This is a genomic window from Luteococcus sanguinis (genome assembly GCF_039527675.1).
GTDB lineage: Bacteria > Actinomycetota > Actinomycetes > Propionibacteriales > Propionibacteriaceae > Luteococcus > Luteococcus sanguinis.
Window position 1 is genome coordinate 74,859 of the sequence record NZ_BAAAKI010000001.1, and the last position, 18,419, is coordinate 93,277.

The 18,419-nt window shown below is 68.9% G+C and carries 20 protein-coding genes; 15 read left to right on the forward strand and 5 right to left on the reverse strand.

Annotation, left to right across the window (positions count from 1 at the left end; all coding sequences use genetic code 11):
* The first annotated feature begins 59 nt into the window (after positions 1–59).
* The 6 genes from ABD089_RS00390 (at position 60) to ABD089_RS00415 (ending at position 6,765) form a co-directional block, all read left to right on the forward strand.
* Complete coding sequence (locus ABD089_RS00390) at positions 60–938, forward strand: ABC transporter permease (RefSeq protein WP_343884162.1); 879 nt, start codon at positions 60–62, stop codon at positions 936–938.
* Complete coding sequence (locus ABD089_RS00395) at positions 935–1,921, forward strand: ABC transporter permease (RefSeq protein WP_343884163.1); 987 nt, start codon at positions 935–937, stop codon at positions 1,919–1,921. Before ABD089_RS00390 ends, ABD089_RS00395 begins: the two co-directional genes overlap by 4 nt.
* Positions 1,914–2,960 carry an ABC transporter ATP-binding protein gene (locus ABD089_RS00400; protein ID WP_343884164.1) on the forward strand — a complete coding sequence of 349 codons (1,047 nt, stop codon included), beginning with the start codon at positions 1,914–1,916 and terminating at the stop codon, positions 2,958–2,960. The genes ABD089_RS00395 and ABD089_RS00400 overlap by 8 nt, the downstream gene beginning before the upstream one ends.
* A complete protein-coding gene (locus tag ABD089_RS00405; RefSeq protein WP_343884165.1) occupies positions 2,953–3,819 on the forward strand; it encodes an ATP-binding cassette domain-containing protein in 867 nt (288 codons plus the stop codon). Before ABD089_RS00400 ends, ABD089_RS00405 begins: the two co-directional genes overlap by 8 nt.
* A gap of 115 nt (positions 3,820–3,934) precedes the next feature.
* A complete protein-coding gene (locus ABD089_RS00410; protein ID WP_343884166.1) occupies positions 3,935–6,121 on the forward strand; it encodes a sensor histidine kinase in 2,187 nt (728 codons plus the stop codon).
* Positions 6,118–6,765: a response regulator transcription factor gene (locus tag ABD089_RS00415; protein WP_343884168.1), complete on the forward strand. Its 648-nt coding sequence runs from the start codon at positions 6,118–6,120 to the stop codon at positions 6,763–6,765. The genes ABD089_RS00410 and ABD089_RS00415 overlap by 4 nt, the downstream gene beginning before the upstream one ends.
* Before the next feature lie 224 nt (positions 6,766–6,989).
* On the opposite strand, the gene ABD089_RS00420 is transcribed toward ABD089_RS00415, so the two are convergent.
* Complete coding sequence (locus ABD089_RS00420; RefSeq protein WP_343884169.1) at positions 6,990–8,657, reverse strand: NAD(P)/FAD-dependent oxidoreductase; 1,668 nt, start codon at positions 8,655–8,657, stop codon at positions 6,990–6,992.
* A 104-nt stretch (positions 8,658–8,761) separates the two neighbouring features.
* Between ABD089_RS00420 and ABD089_RS00425 the strand changes: the two genes are divergently transcribed.
* Entirely contained in the window at positions 8,762–9,088 is a 327-nt protein-coding gene (locus ABD089_RS00425; RefSeq protein ID WP_343884170.1) for a VOC family protein, read from the forward strand.
* A gap of 16 nt (positions 9,089–9,104) precedes the next feature.
* Here ABD089_RS00425 and ABD089_RS00430 read toward each other — a convergent pair whose 3' ends face one another.
* On the reverse strand, positions 9,105–9,512 hold the full coding sequence (locus ABD089_RS00430; RefSeq protein WP_343884171.1) for a hypothetical protein: 408 nt from the start codon (positions 9,510–9,512) through the stop codon (positions 9,105–9,107).
* A gap of 116 nt (positions 9,513–9,628) precedes the next feature.
* Here ABD089_RS00430 and ABD089_RS00435 point away from each other — a divergent pair, with 116 nt between their 5' ends.
* The 3 genes from ABD089_RS00435 (at position 9,629) to ABD089_RS00445 (ending at position 11,144) form a co-directional block, all read left to right on the forward strand.
* The gene (locus ABD089_RS00435) at positions 9,629–9,988 is read left to right on the forward strand and encodes an iron chaperone (RefSeq protein WP_343884173.1); all 360 of its coding nucleotides are present in this window, start codon (positions 9,629–9,631) and stop codon (positions 9,986–9,988) included.
* A 206-nt stretch (positions 9,989–10,194) separates the two neighbouring features.
* Positions 10,195–10,686 (forward strand): GtrA family protein, encoded by a 492-nt coding sequence (locus ABD089_RS00440; RefSeq protein ID WP_343884174.1) that lies wholly within the window; start codon positions 10,195–10,197, stop codon positions 10,684–10,686.
* Between the two features lie 257 nt (positions 10,687–10,943).
* Positions 10,944–11,144, forward strand: a complete 201-nt coding sequence (locus ABD089_RS00445; protein ID WP_343884175.1) for a hypothetical protein — start codon at positions 10,944–10,946, stop codon at positions 11,142–11,144.
* Between the two features lie 76 nt (positions 11,145–11,220).
* Here the strand turns inward: ABD089_RS00445 and ABD089_RS00450 are convergent, their stop codons facing one another.
* Positions 11,221–12,084: an oxygenase MpaB family protein gene (locus ABD089_RS00450; RefSeq protein ID WP_343884176.1), complete on the reverse strand. Its 864-nt coding sequence runs from the start codon at positions 12,082–12,084 to the stop codon at positions 11,221–11,223.
* A 51-nt stretch (positions 12,085–12,135) separates the two neighbouring features.
* Complete coding sequence (locus tag ABD089_RS00455) at positions 12,136–12,858, reverse strand: VIT1/CCC1 transporter family protein (protein WP_343884178.1); 723 nt, start codon at positions 12,856–12,858, stop codon at positions 12,136–12,138.
* Positions 12,859–12,970: 112 nt separating this feature from the next.
* Between ABD089_RS00455 and ABD089_RS00460 the strand changes: the two genes are divergently transcribed.
* The 3 genes from ABD089_RS00460 (at position 12,971) to ABD089_RS00470 (ending at position 15,294) form a co-directional block, all read left to right on the forward strand.
* Positions 12,971–13,345, forward strand: coding sequence for a YchJ family protein (locus tag ABD089_RS00460; RefSeq protein WP_343884179.1), 375 nt, complete (start codon positions 12,971–12,973; stop codon positions 13,343–13,345).
* 55 nt (positions 13,346–13,400) lie between these two features.
* The gene (locus ABD089_RS00465) at positions 13,401–14,636 is read left to right on the forward strand and encodes an MFS transporter (RefSeq protein WP_343884180.1); all 1,236 of its coding nucleotides are present in this window, start codon (positions 13,401–13,403) and stop codon (positions 14,634–14,636) included.
* Positions 14,637–14,718: 82 nt separating this feature from the next.
* Positions 14,719–15,294, forward strand: coding sequence for a maleylpyruvate isomerase N-terminal domain-containing protein (locus ABD089_RS00470; RefSeq protein ID WP_343884181.1), 576 nt, complete (start codon positions 14,719–14,721; stop codon positions 15,292–15,294).
* Between the two features lie 44 nt (positions 15,295–15,338).
* Here ABD089_RS00470 and ABD089_RS00475 read toward each other — a convergent pair whose 3' ends face one another.
* Positions 15,339–15,935, reverse strand: coding sequence for a MarC family protein (locus ABD089_RS00475; RefSeq protein ID WP_343884182.1), 597 nt, complete (start codon positions 15,933–15,935; stop codon positions 15,339–15,341).
* A gap of 193 nt (positions 15,936–16,128) precedes the next feature.
* On the opposite strand from ABD089_RS00475, the gene ABD089_RS00480 reads away from it, so the two are divergent.
* Positions 16,129–16,935 (forward strand): helix-turn-helix transcriptional regulator, encoded by an 807-nt coding sequence (locus tag ABD089_RS00480; RefSeq protein WP_343884183.1) that lies wholly within the window; start codon positions 16,129–16,131, stop codon positions 16,933–16,935.
* Complete coding sequence (locus ABD089_RS00485) at positions 16,932–18,305, forward strand: extracellular solute-binding protein (RefSeq protein ID WP_343884184.1); 1,374 nt, start codon at positions 16,932–16,934, stop codon at positions 18,303–18,305. The genes ABD089_RS00480 and ABD089_RS00485 overlap by 4 nt, the downstream gene beginning before the upstream one ends.
* The last annotated feature ends 114 nt before the right edge of the window (positions 18,306–18,419 follow it).

An 18,419-nucleotide genomic window follows, 5' to 3' on the forward strand; every position in this document is an offset into this window, starting at 1 on the left:
CTGCCCCACCCGCCGTTCGTCCCAGTTCAGGCCCTCGTCCACGTTCCGCCTGGCGACGAATGCTGCGCACCACTCAGGCCCGGATCGGCCTGGCCTGCCTGACCATGGTCGCGCTGCTGGGGCTGTGCGCCCCGCTGATCAGCGCGATCACCGGGCAGGACCCTGTTCGTTTTGACTCTGCCGCCATCGACGCCGCCACCGGCGGCGTGCCGATCGGGCCGATGGGTGGTGTCTCGTCCACCCACTGGCTGGGCGTCGAACCCGGCACGGGACGTGACCTGCTGGCCCTGATCGCCTACGGCACCCGCACGTCCGTGCTGATCGCCACCGGCGCCACCGTGCTGGCGGCGGGGATCGGCGTGCTGGTGGGCTTGTCGATCGGCTACTTCGGCGGTTGGGTCGAGACGGTGTTGGGGCGGGTGGTCGACTTCATGTTCGGCTTCCCCTCGCTGCTCTTCCTGATTGCGATCCAGCTCGTCGTGCCCGACTCCTTCTCCCGTCCGCTGCTGATCATGGCCTCGCTGGCCTTCTTCGGCTGGGCGTCAACCGCCCGGCTGGTCGCGGGCCAGGCCAAGGTGCTCGCGGCGCGGGACTACGTCACGGCCGCGCGCTCCACGGGTGCCACGCACCGGGCGGTGCTGACCCGTGAGCTGCTGCCGAATCTTGTGGGCACCATCGTCGTCATCGTGGCGCTGCAGTTCCCGGGCTTCGTGGGGACGGGCGCTGGCCTGAGCTTCCTCGGTATCGGCGTGGGTCCGCAGACCCCGGAGCTGGGACGCCTGATCGGCAACTCCATCACCTGGACCTACACCGGCGCCGACCCCTGGTACCTGCTCTTCCCGGGCGCCGCGCTCTTCCTTCTGGTGCTCGGCTCCACCCTCGTCGGCGATGCCCTGCGCGACGCCTTCGACGTCCGCACCGAACAGGACGCGCAGTGACTCGCTACATCCTGCGGCGCATCGCCGCCTCGGCCCTCGTCCTGCTGTTGATCTCCTTGGCGGTCTACCTGCTCTTCTTCAGCAGCGCCGTCGACCCGGCCCGCGTCATGTGCGGACGCCCCTGCTACCCCGACCGGCTGGCCCAGATCAAGGCCTTCATGCAGACCGACCGCTCGGCCTTCGTGCAGTGGGTCGACTTCGTGAAGGGCCTGTTCGTCGGACGGACCTTCGGGGCCGGCAACGAGGCGATCCACTGCGCCGCCCCGTGCGTCGGCTTCAGCTTCGAACTGCGCCAACCCGTCACTCAGCTCATATGGCAGCGGCTGCCGATCACCGCGTCCATCGCGCTCGGTGCCATCGTCGTCGCGGTCGCCCTCGGGATGTCCGGCGGCGTGCTGGCCGCGCTGCGCCGCAACACCTGGGTTGACCAGTTGTTGCGGGGGCTGACCTTGGTGCTGATCGCCACCCCCACCTACCTGCTCGGCCTGCTGGCCCTGCTGGTCTTCGGCTTCTACCTGAACTCCGTTCCGGTCAGCGGCTATGTGCCCTTCGCCGAGAGCCCCGTCGACTGGGCCTGGCACCTGGTGACGCCGTGGTTCGTGCTGGGGGCGCTGTTCGCGGCCAGCTACCTGCGCTTTGCCCGCAACCAGATGCTGGACGAACTGGGCGGGGACCACCTGCTTGCCCTGCGCGCCACCGGGGCCCCGCGGCGCAGCGTGCTGCGCGTCGCCCGCCGCGGCGTGTGGGTACCGATCACGACGATGGTGGGCCTGGACATCGCTGGCCTGCTGGGCGGCGCGGTCTTCACCGAACGAGTGTTCGGCATCCATGGCCTCGGCGAGCTGTTGATCGACGCCGTCTCCCGCCGCGACCTCGGCCTGGTGGTCGGCACCAGCCTGTTCGGAGCGGCCTTGGTCATTGTCGCGAACCTGGTCGTGGACATTGCCCAGGGCCTGATCGACCCGAGGATCCGCCGTGGATGAGCTGGACACGACAGCACTGAGCGTGCGCGACCTGCACGTCACCTTCAATGCGGGCACCCCGCGCGAGGTGCGCGCCGTCGACGGGGTCAGCTTCGACCTGAATCGCGGCCGGGTGCTCGGCGTGGTCGGGGAATCCGGTTCCGGCAAGTCGGTCACGGGCCTGGCCTGCCTCGGTCTGCTGCCTGACAGCGCCCAGGTCAGCGGGCAGCTGTTGGTCGGCGGACAGGACATGGTCAGCGCACCCGAGAAGGTGCGCGAGGGCGTCCGTGGCCAACAGATCGCGATGGTCTTCCAGGACGCGCTCGCCGCCCTGAACCCCTATCGCACCGTCGGACGCCAGATCGGGGACGCCTACCGGCTGCGCCACGACGCCACCCGGGCGCAGGCCGAGACCCGCGCCGCCGAGGTGCTCGGCGAGGTCGGGATCCGTGACCCTCGGCAGGCCGCGCGACGCTACCCGCACGAGTTCAGCGGCGGCATGCGCCAGCGTGCGATGATCGCAATGGCCATCGTCAACGAACCCAGCGTTCTGGTGGCCGACGAACCCACCACCGCCCTCGACGTCACCGTCCAGTCACAGGTGCTCGACCTGCTGGTCGACCTGGTGCAGCGCCTCGACATGGCCATGGTGCTGGTCACCCACGACATGGGCGTGGTCGCGGAGGTCGCCGACGAGGTGGCCGTCATGTACTCCGGACGGCTCGTGGAGACCGCCGACGTGGAGACCATCTTCGAGCGTCCCGGCCACCCCTACACCGTCGGCCTGTTGGCCTCGATGCCCCGGCTGGACGCGGTCGCAGGACGCCTCCCGACCCTGCCCGGGGTTCCGGCCAGCGGCGTCGACCGACCGCCCGGTTGCCCCTTCCACCCCCGGTGCGCTGTGGCGGACTCGGTCGGCGAGGCCTGCCACACGATCGTCCCGGAGCTGCGGGAACGTCCGGGTGGTCCGGGCCACCTGGCCGCGTGCCATGCCGACGCGAGCCAGGTCGACGCCTTGCGGGCGACGATGACGCAGCGCCAGGGAGGTCAGGATGGCTGACCAAGAGGTGGTGCTCCGGCTGGATGGCCTGGACAAGACCTTCACCAGTGCCCGTGGACTGCTCAGCCGCGGTTCGACGACCCACGCCGTGGACGACGTGGACCTGGAGGTGCGCCGCGGCGAGACGCTCGCCCTGGTCGGGGAATCCGGTTCCGGCAAGTCGACCGTCGCCCGGATGGCGTTGCGGCTGCTCGATGCCGACGCGGGCACCATCACCTTCGCCGGGCAGGACATCACGCACCTGTCTGCCAGGCGGATGCGTCCCCTGCGCCGGGAGATGGCGATGGTCTTCCAGGACCCCTATGCCTCGCTGAACCCCCGCCAGCGCGTCGGGCAGACGATCCGCAATGTGCTGGCCAACTTCGACCTGCCACGTTCGGACGAGCGGATCGCTGAGCTGATGGTGCAGGTGGGGCTGGATCCGCGGTTCGCCACCCGCTACCCGCACGAGTTCTCTGGCGGGCAACGCCAACGTATCGGCATCGCCCGGGCGCTGGCCTCGCAGCCACGGCTGCTCGTTGCCGATGAACCCGTCTCGGCGCTGGACGTGTCGGTGCGCGCGCAGATCCTCAACCTGCTCACCGACCTGCGTGACCAACACCAGCTGGCGGTGCTGCTGATCTCCCACGATCTTGCCGTGGTCAAGACGGTGGCTGACCGGGTGGCGGTGATGCGGGAGGGACGCATCGTCGAGCAGGGCAGCGTCGAGCAGGTCTACATGCACCCGCGCGACGACTACACGAGGGCGCTGCTGGCAGCGGTCCCGGTGCCGGACCCAGCCCGACGGCGCCGCAGGACCCTCACCGTGGCCGAGACAGCCCAGATCCCAGGAGACGGGGTGGACGGCGTCGAGAGGTGAGATGCTGGCAGACAACCGCCAGACCTTGCCCCACCCCGAGGTTCCCGTGACCGACTCAGTTGCCCCCACGCAGAGTCCGATGCTCCAACGGCTGCATCGTGGGGCGCGCCCATGGATGCCAGTCGCGGACGACGCGATCCGCGCGGCTGGGCTCGTGGTGATGGTGCCGATCGCCCTCACCGCGCTCTTTCCGTTGCTGCGGCAACCCGCTCTCCAGCACTCATGGCCAGCCGTGGGCCTCACCCTGCTCTTCCTGGTACATGCGACCTGCACGATCGCGATCGCGGCCCGGTTGCACTCCCGTCGGCTGCTCACGGTGCTCTGCGCCGCGGTGCCGGTGATGATCTGGTTGCTCCTGCCGCAACGCGCAGCACTCGTCCCCAATGACCTGTGGGCTCCTGGCATCTTCTGCCTGCCTGTTGTCGTGCTGGTCGTGCTCACCCTGGAACAGGCAGGCCGCTGGCGCTGGGTACTGGCTGGGCTCGCCTTGTTGTCGGTCTTCGAGGTCTTGTCTCCGCGCATCGGAGGCTGGACGCCGACTCGATTCAATCTGGTTGACTCGCTATTCCTGTGGCAGCCGGTAATGGCCTTTCTGCTGGCCAGCGAGGGGCTGTTGCGCATGGCCCATCGCCGTGAGCAGGAGGCCCGCCTGGCCCGGGTCGCCCGCACGGCCCACGTCGCCCAGAACCTGGCGTCCGACGCCCGCCGGGAGGCCGCCCGGCTGCTGCACGACCACGTCCTGCATGCCCTGCACGCCGTGGCCCGTGGGCGCAACGTCGTCACCTCCGAACAGGCGGTCGCCGAATGCGGTGCCGCCGTGGAACAACTCTTCCGTCCGACCGGCCAGGAGGCCCTCCCCAACCTCCGCGACCTCTTGGGCGCTGACCCCCTGCTCGCCGAGGTCGGCGTGGAGGTCAGTGGCGACGCCGGCCGCCTGCCCCGCACGGTTGCCGAAGGACTGGCGGCCGCGGTGCACGAAGCGGTGAGCAATGTGCGCAAGCACGCCAGAGCCACGAGCTGCACCGTCATCCTGGGCACCAACGGCCCCGGCGTCTGCACGGTGCTCGTGCGGGACGACGGGGTCGGTTTCGACCCCTCACGGCTGCCCCGCCGTCGCCTCGGCCTGCAGCGATCCGTGGTGGAACGCCTTGATGACCTGGGCGGGCGAGCGGTGATCGATTCACGTCCCGGCGCAGGCACGCAGGTGCGGCTGTGTTGGCCCGAGGAGGGCACCAGTGGGACCGTGACGTGGGGCTCGGGCGGCGACGTCGACCCCGAGGTCAGCCGGGCCCTGGTGTGGAGCGTCGTCCCGACGATCTGTGTCGTCGCGCTGATGGGGGCCTTGATCGTCCCATTGATGGAGCCGGTCTGGCTCGGAGCCCTGATGAATGTCGGCTATCCCGTAGTCGCGTCCGGTCTGGTCTGGCTTGTCCGACGGCGCCCTCTCACCGTCAACGAGGCACGGGGGCTGGTGCCGCTGACACTGGTTCCGATGGCGGTGAACGTCTGGATGATTCCGCCCGGCCAGACCCAGCTCTACCTGTACTGGACGGCCTGGGCGAGTGGGATGCTGCTGCAGGTGATGATGTTGTGTCGCACTTCTCGTGAGTGCGTGGCGACGGCAGTGCTTGTGACGGGCTGCATGGTCGCCTTCCCGCTGATCCACTTCGGGGCCCCCGTGACCTTCGTCCACTTCGGCAACGCCATCATCATGGCCGCGGGCGTGCCGCTGGTGACCATGGCGGGGTCTTTCGTGGGCAAGGCGATCTCCGCCCAGGCCCAGGATGCGGCGCGGGCACGCATCATCACCCAGGCTGCCACCGCGCAGATGCACCAGCTGGCCCGACTGGACCATTACTGGAGCGAGCAGGTGAACTCGGAGACCATCCCGCTGCTGCGCGGAGTCGCGGCGGGGGAGCTGGACCCGGCCGACCCTGCCGTGCGTGCCCTGGCTGCAGAACTGGAGATCTCGGTGCGCGACGAACTGGTGCTGGGGCCAGCACAACTCAAACTCATCGACAGCATGCGGCGGCTGCGGGCAGCCGGCTGGCGACCCAATTCCAGCCTCTCCCGCGACGACACCGACGAAGCACTCGGCGTCGCGCGCGAACTGCTTGATCGCGTGGGTGAGCCATCCTTTGCCGGCCAGACGCTCAATGTCTCCGCCACACCGCGCGCAGCGACGGTCGTCATCCTCGACCCCATTCCGGCTCAGTTGGGGCTCTGGAAGACTGCCACCAGCACCTTGGGAGGACGCATGGACGTGTACGAGGGCTTCTCCCGCATCGTGGTGCCGACATGACCCCGCAGGTGAGACTGGCCGCGATCGATGACCACCCGGTCGTGCTGGCCGGGCTCGCGGCGCTCGAGCAGGAGACCGACGGTCTGATCGAGGTCACCTTCTCGGCCACCGACGAGGACGAGCTGTTCGCCCGGCTCGCGACCGAGTCGGTGGACGTGGTGCTGGTGGATCTGCAGCTCCACAACGCCCTCACCGGCCCCGACATCATCGAACGGCTCACCGGTCTGGCCATCCCCAGTGTGATCTACACCGCCGAGCTACGTCCACTGCCGATCCGCACCGCCGTCGCCGCTGGCGCACTCGGGCTGGCCCTGAAGAACGACCCATTGGACGGGCTGGTGCGCGCCATCACCTCAGCAGCACAGGGGGACTTCGCGGTGAGCAGCCAGCTTGCGGACGTGCTGATCAAGGACCCCTCGCTGCTGCCCCGATTGGCGCCGCGCGAGATCGAGGTGCTGGAGCTGCTGCACCAGGGGATTCCGCGCAAGTCCGTCGGACGGATGATGGATCCGCCCGCGTCTGAATCCACCGTGGACACCTACCTGCGTCGGGTCTCGGCGAAGTACCGCCACCTGGGTCGCACGGTGCACGGAGTGCCCGACGCCTTGTCGCATGCCGAGCGGGATGGGCTGTTCGAGCTCTGAACAGCTGGCGCATCGGTCAAGGAAGGGAAGTCGGCACGTCCCCTGCCCCGGCAGGGCTTGAGCACTCCCCCGAGTAGACCTCAAACCCCACATCCGAACGCAGCCACGACGCGCCGACTCCCCCGAGTGTAAAACTGGGCACGGGCCCGCGCATGTCCCCTGATCAGGCGACAACCTCACCCCCGGTCGCTGAACCCTTCCTGTGCTGGGAGGGCCCCAGCAGTTCAGCGCCCGTCCAGGTACCCATGCACCAGCGGGACCACCGCCGACCCCTCGCCGGAGGCCGCCGCCACCCGCTTCATGGAGCCGGACCGGACGTCCCCAGCGCAGAAGATCCCGGGCACCGACGTGGCCAGCTCGGCGGGCGGCAGACTGCCGGTCCAACGTTCCTTGGGAACATCGCGTCCGGTGAGCACGAAGCCGTGCTCGTCCAGGGCGATCTGTTCCGGCAGCCAGCCGCAGGAGGGCCGAGCTCCCAGCAGCAGGTAGAGCCCGTCCGCCTCGACGCGCTCCGCGCGCCCGTCCGCGCCGGTGATCTCCAACCACTCCAGACGTCCGTCGCCACCGCCGTCGGTGACTTGGCTTGCACACCGCAGCTCGATCCGCGGGTTGGCCTCCAGCTCGCGGACGAGGTAGTCACTCATCGTCGCCCACAGCGAGTCGCGTCGCACCACCATCGTCACGTGCGCAGCGAAACGGGACAGGTGCTGCGCGGCCTGGCCGGCGGAGTTCCCGCCGCCCACGACGAAAACCCGGCCCCCCTGCATGGCCCGTGCGGTGGTGGTGGCGGCGCCGTAGTTCACGCCGTGCCCCACGAGTTCCTCCAGCGCCTGGACGCCAAGGCGACGGTAGGCGACGCCCGTGGAGACGAGCACGGTGCGGGCGTGGGTCACGACGCCATCGATGACCAACTCGTGGCAACCGTCCTCCGCGGCCATCGGGCGCAGCGACTGCACCGGGTGACCGGCCAGGAAGCGCGCCCCGAATCGGGAGGCCTGCGTGCGGGCGCGTTGCGCCAACCGCATGCCGCTGATGCCACGCGGGAAGCCGAGGTAATTGCGGATCATCGAGCTCGTGCCCGCCTGACCGCCGATCGCGGACGCGTCGACCGCCGCCACCGACAGGCCCTCGGACGCGGCGTACACGCTGGCCGCCAGTCCCGCAGGGCCAGCGCCGATGACCACGAGGTCCAGGCACTGGCCCTCGAGGTCGGTGACCGGGCTGTAGAAGCGGTCACCGACCTCAGCGAGGCTCGGGTTGGACATGATCGTCCCGAAGGCATCGCGCAGCAGCGGCAGTTCGGCACCTGGGCCAGCTTGGGCGATGATCTCGCGCCCGACCTCGGAGTCGACGTGGTAGAGCCTGCTCGGCATGCCCATCCGGTAGAGGAAGTCGTGGAGTTCGGCAACCCGCCCGTGAGAGTCGGTGACCACCTGGGTGCCGTCCACCTCGACCCCGCCAGAAGTCCAGGTCCAGTCGGACAGCAGGTCGGTGATGCCGGCGTGGAACTCCTCGTCCCGCATCCCGGAGGGGATGGTGAAGTAGGCGTCCATGTCGCCGCGGGCGAGGGCTTCGCGCAGCGCCGGGAGCGCCTCGCGGAAGGTGCCGGGCGGCAGCATGCATACCCGCTTGGTGGAGGGGGAGATCGCGCCGAACTTGCTCAGCATGGATATCGCGTCGAGGTCGCTGAGCTGCCACTCGACGGCCACCATCGCCAACCGAGCGCCGGAGGCCATCAGCTCGGTGGCTCGGGAACAGGCCTGCGCGGCCGATCCGACCAGGCTGATCTCGTAGTCACGAGCGTAACGTCCGGCCAGTTCCTGACGGATCCGCTCGATGTTGTCGCCACCGACGACGAGCAGGACGGGGGTGGTGCGGTTCGGTTCGTGCACGCCGTGAGAATAGGCGCTCGAGTTCCCGCATGGGGAGGAATGGGACCCACGGGACTCCACCCGCTGCACGCCCCTTGTGGGGAGCGTCGCACTGGCGTGGACCCATGCTCAGAATCGGCGCTGTCGTCCTGAACTCCGATCCGGCGCAGACGGCGTCGTTCTGGAGCCGGGCGTTGCGGTGCCAGCCGGGCGCGAATCCGGACTTGTTGGTGCCCGCCTCGGCGCCGGGGCCTCATCTTCACCTCGACTCCACGGACAACACCCATCTGGACCTGTGGACCGACTCGCCTGAAGAACAGCGGGCCGAGGTGGAACGGCTGGTTCAGCTCGGCGCCAAGCGGGTCGCACGGGACTACCCCGAGGACGCCGACTTCGTCGTCCTGGCCGACCCTGCTGGCACCCTCTTCTGCGTCATCGACAGCAGCCGGTGACCACGACGTTGGATGTTCAGTCGCGCTCGAGGGCCAGTCGCCCCAGTCCGACGGCCAACGCGGCTGCGGTGGGTGCCATGAAGCGCCGCTCGAAGGCGGTGCCCGTTACCTGGGCGGGCACACTTCCCAGCGCGGCCACGGCCAGGGCGCCCATGACCGCACGTTCGGCCCGGGACGAGCCGCCAGCGAACCCAGCCCCGCGCGCCACCAACGCCGCGACCGGCACGAGGGAGACCGAGCTGGTGACCGCCAACCGCTGGCCGGCTGCGGGGTCCGTCACCCGGCCGCCGCTGACCGCAGTGTGCGGGAGCCGGCCGGTCAGCACGGCCGTGTGGGTGGCCATCGTGGCCGCAAGGCCACTGGCTGCGAGTGCGACGGCCACCCTGAGCGGGACGACCTCGCGAAAGGACTGGGGAATGGGCACGACACGAGCCTCCGAGATCACGGCGACGAGCAACGGCGGGTTCCGCCCCCAACACTAGCCCGGCCGGCTCGCCTCGCAGGTCGTGGTCGTTGGCGGGGGGCGTGGATACTGAGCCCATGAACGCCGTGGACGACTACCTCGACCAACTGCCCGACGAACGGCGCGCAGCGCTGGCCCACATCCGAGACCTCGTCCACCAGGGCTATCCGGATGCGGTCGAGAAGATCAGCTACAACATGCCGACCTTCGTCGTCGAGGGGCACGCCATCGGCGGTTTCCTGTCCCACCAGAAGTTCATGAGCTGGTACCCGCACTCGGGCAGCACCCTGGCCACGCTGTCGTCCGAGATCTCGGGCCGCCAGCAGACCAAGAGCGCACTGCACTTCACCGTCGCCGAGCCACTGCCGGACGACTTGGTCCGGCTCCTGCTGGAGACACGTCGCCGGGAGTGGAGCCCGTCCGGACAGACCGACTGAGAATCGGACGCCAGCGGAGCACATCGGCGACTGGATCGTTCAAGTGGTCCAATTCGTCCGATTCTCAGTGTCACTGGCCGGGGCCCCTCGACAGGCTCGGGGTTCGTGCGCCGGCTCAGGGTGTGCGCCAGCTCGGGGAAGGTTCGGGAGCCAGCCCCCGAACGTGCCACCGGGCCCGACCTTGGCCCCTCCCCTAGGCTTGTGGCATGGAGGAACAGAGCCGCGCCCCACAGTGGTTCCTGTCGTTGCGGCACGGGATCTGGCGCGTGCTCCCCGGGCCACTGCGACGCATCGTCCCCCACACCTTCGTCGGCTATTGCCTCCTGAACGGGACGACCTTCGCGCTCGATCTGGGGCTGCTGCACCTGCTGTACAACGAGCTCGGTTTGCCGAGCCCCGTGGCGCTGACGATCGCCTACTGCACCGCGCTCTCGCTGGCCTATTTGTTGAACCGGTGGTTCAACTTCCAGTCGCACGGTTCGGTCGCGAAGCAATCCGTCCGCTATGTGGCGGTGGTGCTGGTCAACTACCTGGCCCTGATTCTGGGGGTCGGGAGCGGCCTGACGCACCTGGGCCTCCCGCAGCTGGTCGCGCGGGTGATCGCCGGCGCCTGTGAAGCCGTCTACATGTATGCGGCCATGCGGTGGATCGTCTTCCGGGACGAGGCCACCGCGGTACCTGAGAACTCGACCAGCTGAGCTATTGCCTCGTCTAACGTTGCCGGTAGAATAGTCACATCGCGCTGGTTCGGTGCGGAGGGCCCGACCTACCGTGGCCTCCCCAGCTGGCGTTCAGCCACTCTCAACCTGTTCGTAACCCGGGCACAGGTTCTCGAAACATTGAGCGCGCACACTGGTCTCCAGATCGAGGCGATGTGCTTCGAGAACGCCAGCGCCGGCCGCTTCCCCCGTCGGCGCGGCCCGGTGTCACGACACCTTCTTGGAGGAGGACACCCATGACCATGGTCACCACCGCAAACACTCCCGCGATCCGTCGCGCGCTGCTCGGAGGCGAGGCAAAGAGCCCCGCCCTCACCCGTCCGTCCGCCCAGCACCCCGCCGGCACCGAGCACTCCGGCAGCTCGCACGCGACAGTGCAGCACGCATCGCGTCTGAACCACGCCAAGTCAGCCGTGCGCCAGGCACTTCGCGGCTGACACCGACCATCCCCATACGTGGGTGGTTCTCCTTGCTGAACGCTGCTGGAGAGCCACCCACTCCAGTGTCTGCGACCTAGCGGTTGTGGGTCCCGTCCGGGTTCACGAGCGCCCAGCCAAGGACCCTTGTCGCCGTCGCGCCGCTTGCCCCACGGACGAATCGCAGCGCTGAGTCGTCCCTGATCTGCAGCATCGAACGGGCCCACTCAGGCAGCAGGTCGATGCCGCCTGACACCACCATCCGAAAGCCCGGGCGTGCCACCGCTGGCACCGGCGCCCGGTTCACCAGGTAGTCGACCACCTCGAGGGCATCGGCCGTGGTCTCCAGCTCGGCGCGATAGGCCTCCAGCTGTGCTTCCAACTCGGCCACCGTCATCGGCAGACCGGTGGCGCCCAGCTTCTGCGCCGCCAGCGCCGACTGCGCAACATAGGTGTCCGCCTCGGCGGCGGTGAGCGGACGTCGACCCCAGCGCTGGTGGGCATGCAGGAAACTCCAGGTCTCGGCGACCGCCACCCAGCGCAACAGGTGCGGGTCGCTGGCCGAGTATGGACGGCCACGGTGGTCTTCCCCGACGACGAAGTCGTGCACTCGACGAACCACGGCGAGCTGTTGTTCGGCCATCGGGATCGGCGCGTAGGTGGTGACGGCGATGTGGTTGGAGATGCGCTGCAACCGTCCCCAGGGGTCGCCCTGGTAGTTGTCGTGCTGCGCGACCCCCGCCATCGGCCCCGGGTGCAGCGACTGCAGGAAGAGTGCACAGACCCCGCCCGCATACATCGCCGGGTCCTGATTGACGCGCCAGATCGGGTCGTCAGGGCTGAACCAGCGTTCTCCCTCCGAGCCCCAGATCTCACGCGCGCGCACTTCGGCGTCCGGGCCGGCGACCTTGGAACGCAACAGGCCAGCGACTCTTTGCCGGGCCCAATCCTGCGGTGTCATGACCTCAGCCTAGACAGGCCGTCCGACGCGTCCGGGCGCCAGAACCCCGCCTCAAAGTTGGGTACCAACGATGGAGCCGATGCCGTAGGTGATCGCCATCGCGAGCATGCCGCCACAGATGTTGCGGACGAGCGCGCGCCATGGGTTCGCCCCACCGAGCTTGGCGCTGGTGAAGCCGGTGAAGGCCAGCGCGACGGCCGCAGCCACGACGCACAGGGTGATGCGCAGGGATGGAGGCGTCAGGAGGACCGCGGCCAGCGGGATCAGCGCGCCGACCGTGAAGGCAACCATGGACGCGACCGCGGCCTGCCAGGGGTTGGTGAAGGCCTCGTGGTCGATGCCCAGCTCGGTCTCGGCATGGGCAGCCAGGGCGTCATGGGCATGCAACTGGGAGGCGACCTCGAGGGCCAGGTCGGCCGACAGGCCCTTCTGCCGGTACATTCCCGCCAGTTCCAGCAGTTCGCCCTCGGGATCGTCCGCGAGCTCCTTGCGCTCCTTGGCGATCAGGGCCATCTCGGTATCGCGCTGCGTGGAGACTGACACATACTCTCCCACCGCCATCGACAGCGCTCCGGCAGCCAGACCGGCCATTCCGGCGGTGAAGATCGCGCCGTGCGAGGCCCCGGCCGCAGCGACACCGATCACCAGCCCCGACAGGCTGACGACGCCGTCATTGGCGCCCAGCACTGCGGCGCGCAGCCAGTTCAGCAGCCCGCCGGTGCTCTTGGAGTGCAGTTCACCGGTGTGCTCAGCTGTGGTGGAATCGCTTGACATGGTTCTCCCCTCGACCGGTGACAAGTGTGGAGCCAACCAGCGCCGTACGCATCCAAGGCGAGGCTCGCCTCACCGCTGCTGTGGACACGCCGAATGCGGGATGATCGTCGCCATGCGCTGCCCCTGCGGATCGGACGACTACGCCACCTGTTGCCAGCCGGTGTTGGAACAACGAGCACTCGCGCCCACCGCCGTGGCCCTGATGCGCTCGCGCTACACGGCCTTCGCCCTGGGAGACGACGACCACCTCTTCCGCACCTGGCACCCGCGGACGCGTCCGGACGACGTCCGCTCGGGCCATCTGGAGTGGACTGGCCTGCAGATCCTCGACGTCGTGGACGGCGGCCCGGACGACCAGAGCGGCGTCGTCGATTTCGCGGCCCACTACCGGGACGGACGATCGCGGGAGGTGCTGCGCGAACGCTCCCGATTCGAGCGCCGGGCCGGGCGCTGGTTCTACGTGGACGGTGACCTCCAGGCTGGCTGAGCGATCCGCGAGATCGTTAACATCAGCAAACTCGACAATGACAGGTGCCACCCACATGCAGTCCGTCCCGCAGCAGTACCGTCGCGCCCGCTGGGCCGTCGCCGCCCTCTTCTGGCTCAATGGCGCCACCATGGCCACGATGCTGCCGCGCTACCCACTGATCCGCGACAACCTGGGCCTGTCGAACACCTTCTTCGGCCTGGCCATCGCCCTGGGACCCTTCGGCGGGCTCATCACCGGCTTCTTCACCGCCCGTATGATGCGTCGCTTCTCGTCCGGCACCGTCGCGGTCTGGGCCCAGATCGCGCAAATCCTGTGCAGCCTGGTGGTGCTCAACGCACCCGCCCCGATCTGGTTCGCGGTGGGTCTGTTCCTGATGAGCGCCACGGACGTCTACACCGACATCGCGATGAACGCCCACGGTCTGCGCGTCCAGAAGCACTATCCGCGCTCGATCAACAACACCTTCCATGGCTTCTGGTCCGTCGGTGCCTTCTCCGGTGGCCTGCTCGGATCGCTGTTCGCCGGCATCGACCTGCCGCTGTGGCAGCACTCCCTGGTCGCCGCCGCGATCATGCTGGTGGTCAACATCGCCCTGCGCCCCTTCCTGCTCAAGGGTCCCGACACCGAGATCACCGAGGAGACCGCCGACGACAACCCGCGCTCGAGGTCGCCGATCCCCCGCACCCTGTGGCCACACCTGCTGGCATTGGGCCTGATGGGCGCCTTCGCCGCCGAGATCGAGGACTCCGGCTTCAACTGGGCCGCGATCTACCTGCACGACGCACTGGGCGCCGCACCCGCGCTGGCGGGCATGGGCCTCGCGGCCCTTGTCGGGGCGCAGACCATCGGACGCTTCACCGGCGACGCGCTGACCGACCGCCTGGGCTACCGCAGCACCGCCCGGCTGGGCTGCGGCGTCGCCACCGTCGCGATGCTGGCAGCACTGGCCTTCCAGTCGATCCCGTTGACGCTGCTCGGCTTCGCGCTGGCCGGCTGGGGTGTCGCGACGGTCGTCCCGGCCGTCTACGTCGCCGGCGACAACATCCCCGGCCTCCCACACGGCGCTGGTCTGTCGGTGGTCAACTGGCTGCTGCGCCTGTCGTTCATCGTCTTCCCGCCCTTGGTCGGACGGGTGGGTGACCTTGTCGGTCTGCGCACCGCCCTGCTGCTGATGCCCATCTCGACGCTGATGGTGGTGCTGTTCTCCGGCCATCTGGCCGGCGGACGACCCCGCCACGAGGCCAGCCGCGAGGCCGTGCTCGCGCAGGCATCCGCCGACCGGAACTGACCGGGACGGACATCCGAGCGGGTCGCCCACCGCACCCGCAGAGGTGCTGAAAACTGTCAGGGCGTTGCGGCAGACTGGCGCCATGAGCGACAACCAGCCCACCATCGGCCAGCGACACCGGGCCGCCGCCTACGAGTTCACCGAGAAGGTCGACCAGACCCGCGACTGGGACGCCCCCACCCCCGTCAAGGAGTGGACGGCCCGCGATGTCGTCCGCCACCTCGTCGAGTGGCCCCGCCAGCTCACCGCCAGCGCGGTCACCTGGGGCGAGGTGCCCAGCGTGGACGACGATCCCGCTGGCGCGTGGCACGCCCACACCGACGAGGTCCAGGCCTTGCTCGATGACCCGGCCAGCGTTCAGCTGCTGCTCGACAGCGAGCACTTCGGCCAGCGCCCGGTCACCGACGTGCTGGAGGAGTTCTACCTGCCGGACGTGTTCATGCACACCTGGGACCTCGCCCGCTCCCAGGGCATCACGGCCGACCTCGACCCGGTGGTTGCCGAGGCACTGTTCAGGGGAATGGAGCAGCAGGAGGAGATGCTGCGCAGCTCGGGTCAGTTCGGGGAACGCCAGGAGGTGCGTCCAGGCGCCAGCTACGAAGAGCAGCTGGTGGCCCTGATCGGGCGCGACCCGGCCTGGATCCGCCCCCGCGTCTGACCTATCCGCCTGGGGCTGCTTCGTCTTGAGCCTCTGGCCCTGACCTACCTCTGCACGAGGAAGAACTGCTGGATGCCGTCCAGCAACTGCTGGACGGCCACCAGCACCAGGATCATGCCCATCAGGCGCTCCAGGGCGGTGAGTACCCGCTCGCCCAGGATCCGTTCCAGGAAACCCGAGCAGTACAGGATTCCCGCCGACAGGGTCCACGCAACGAGCAGAGCACCGAGCCAGACGTACCAGCGGCCAGGGTCTTGGCTCATCAGCAGAATCTCTGTCGCCAGCACCGACGGCCCGGCGGTGTAGGGCACCGCGAGCGGGACGATGAACGGCTCGTCCCCCGCCACGGGTTCCTCGAGGGTGGTCTCCGGGGTGGGGAAGATCATCTTCAGTGCGATGAGCAGCAGGATCACGCCGCCGGCGGTGGTGAGCGCCTCCTTGCTGACGTGCAGGTAGGCCAGCATTCCCTGCCCGGCGAACAGGAAGGCCACCATGATGACCAGCGCGATCAGCAGTTCGCGCACTATGACCCGCTGCTTGCGCGCGGGCGCGACCTTGCGCAGTGCCGTGAGGAACATCGGCACATTTCCCACCGGGTCCATGACCAGGAACAGCAGGGTCGCTGCCGACAACAAACTCACTGATTCACTCCATGCTCACAAAATTCTATTGCCGCGCTCGGCTGCGACAGGATATTCCATCACAGCGATGGCGTCACGCCGCAACCTGAACACATCCACAGCGCAGCATTCGTCACGCATTTCGCGTCACGAGGCGTTCCGGCCAGAAGGTCAATGGGCCCTGTTCACGGCCTGACGTGCGACGATGCTGGGCGTGGAAAGCTTCGGGGAGGTGCTGAAGCAGCTGCGTCGCGAGGACGGGATGCGCCAGCTGGACCTCGTGAACGCCCTCAACGGGGTCATTGCCCGCTCCACCCTCGCCAACGTCGAGGTGGGTAGGGAGAACCCGTCCATCCGGCTCTGGGAAGCCATCTGTTCCAATCTGCCGCACTGGGTCGCGCGGCTGGAACCGCTGTACCGGGCCAAGGGAGTTGCCGTCACGCCGACCCCCTTCGAGGTGTCCGGCCCCTTCGAGCTGCTCGAGGCCACCTATGTCTACACCTTCCGCGAGCACCGCGCCCCCGAGGAGATCGTGCAGTTGCGCCGCGTGCGTGCATTGACTGACGGCGCGGACGGCTACGGCCTGAAATTGATGAACAACTCCGTTGGCTTCGATCTGGAATCCGAAGCCCTGTTCGGCGGCTGGATCGAGCAGCATGAGCGGATCCTCGGGCCGAACGAGCACCTCCACCTCACTCGCTTCCATTTCGATCGCCAGCTGTCACGCGGGGAGGTGCACCAGTTCGCCACCCGGTTCTGGGTGGCCGACGACGATCCGGGGCAGGTGGTCACCGTCCGGTTCACCCGTCCCACGATGATGACCCAGCTGCGCCTCAACTTCCTCAGCCCCAACCGGGTGCCGCGGCAGGTGTACCGCTTCGGCCCGCTGCCCGACCCCAATGCTGAACCCGAGTCAGCGGAGGGTCAGGATCCATTGCCCGCCGTCGCTCCCGGCATCTACTCCCTGCGCATCGACTCCCCCGTGCTCGGCCACCTCTACGGGGTGGGGTGGGAGTGGTGAGCACCACCCGGCGCAGCCTGTTGCAGATTGCCGGGGCCAGCGGGGCGCTCAGCATGATGGGTTGTCGGGCCAGCAGCACCCCGTCCACGCCGACGCCAGCCCCCAGCGCCACCGTCACACCCGGCCCCGGCAACCCCTTCGGGCTTGCCTCAGGCTCCAGCGTGTCCGTGCTGGTTGACGAGACCGAGTTCGGCCGCGACATCCTCGAGCGGGCCGCCACCTTGCTCACCACTCGCTCCGTTCCGGCCCGCGCCACCACCAGTGGCACGAAGACGATCGCGGCCGACGTGCTGTCACGCCTGGCGGAGGACAACCCGCCGGACGCCCTGCTGAGCGGAGGTCTGGGCGGGCTCGCGTTGGCGGAGCTGACCGGCCAGGTGACCGACCTCACGCCTGCACTCACCTCGTCCGGGCAGCAGCTCGTGGCGGGCACCACGGCGGCTGGCGGCCTGGGCGACACCCTGGTGTCCATCCCATGGGTCCGTGAGGTGCGCGGTCAGTGGTACTCGTCCACCGTCTTCAAGCAGTACGGATGGACCGCCCCGACGACCTGGGACGAGTTGCACGCGCTCGGCCACGCTGCGCGTAGCAAGGGGATGTACCTGTTCGGACGCGGTCGCCAAGGCGCCGTCGACCTGGCCCGAATGGTCGTGGCAAGCGCGATCAAGGAGGGTGGCGACGAGGTCCGCACCCCATTGGAGACCCTCGCGGCCGATTGCTGGGGACTCGCCCCAGTACAGCGCGCCCTGGCCCATCTGGCAGGGATCATCGCCGACGGCCTCATCCACCCCGATGGCCGGGGTGACTCGGCCGAGGATGCACTCGGGCGCTGGGCCCAGGACCGCACCATCGCGATCATGCCCGGGGGCTCTTCGGTTCCCTGGCGCTCCCGCCAGCTGGCCGCGACCGACTTCCAGATCGCCTTGGCCCCCGATCCGTCCGTGACCGCCGCGCCCACGCTCGGCAAGGGCGCCGCCCAGGTCGGTTTCGGCAGTTGGCTGGCCGTCCCCCAGCAGGCCCCCAACCGTGCTGGCGGGCTCGCACTGGTCGAGGCCTGCCTCGACCCGGCCGTGGCGGGTGCCTTCACCACCGAACATTTCGCGCTGACCACCGTGGCGGGAGCCACCGGAGCGCCCACTGGAGAGCACGGACGGGCAGCGTTGGCCGCCCAGCAGGCAGTCGTGGAGGCATCCGGCGACTCCACCTGCACCTGGCTGGCCAGCGACCGCTACGGGCTCGGCCCCGACCTTTCCGTGCTGTTCACGGCCCTGATGGACGCGGACCTGGGCGTGGCGACGCTGACCAAGGAGCTGCAGGCGCTCACCGACCGCGTCCGCGACGACCCCGGGACCACCCACTTCCCGGTCTGAGGTCACCGCGATTACCGGCCAACTTCCCTGCCACGCTCGCAGGCGCCCGCGGTATGATTGGCACCAGAGGACGGCGCTTGACCGACCAGCACGGAAGCTGGCCTGACGCCCGTT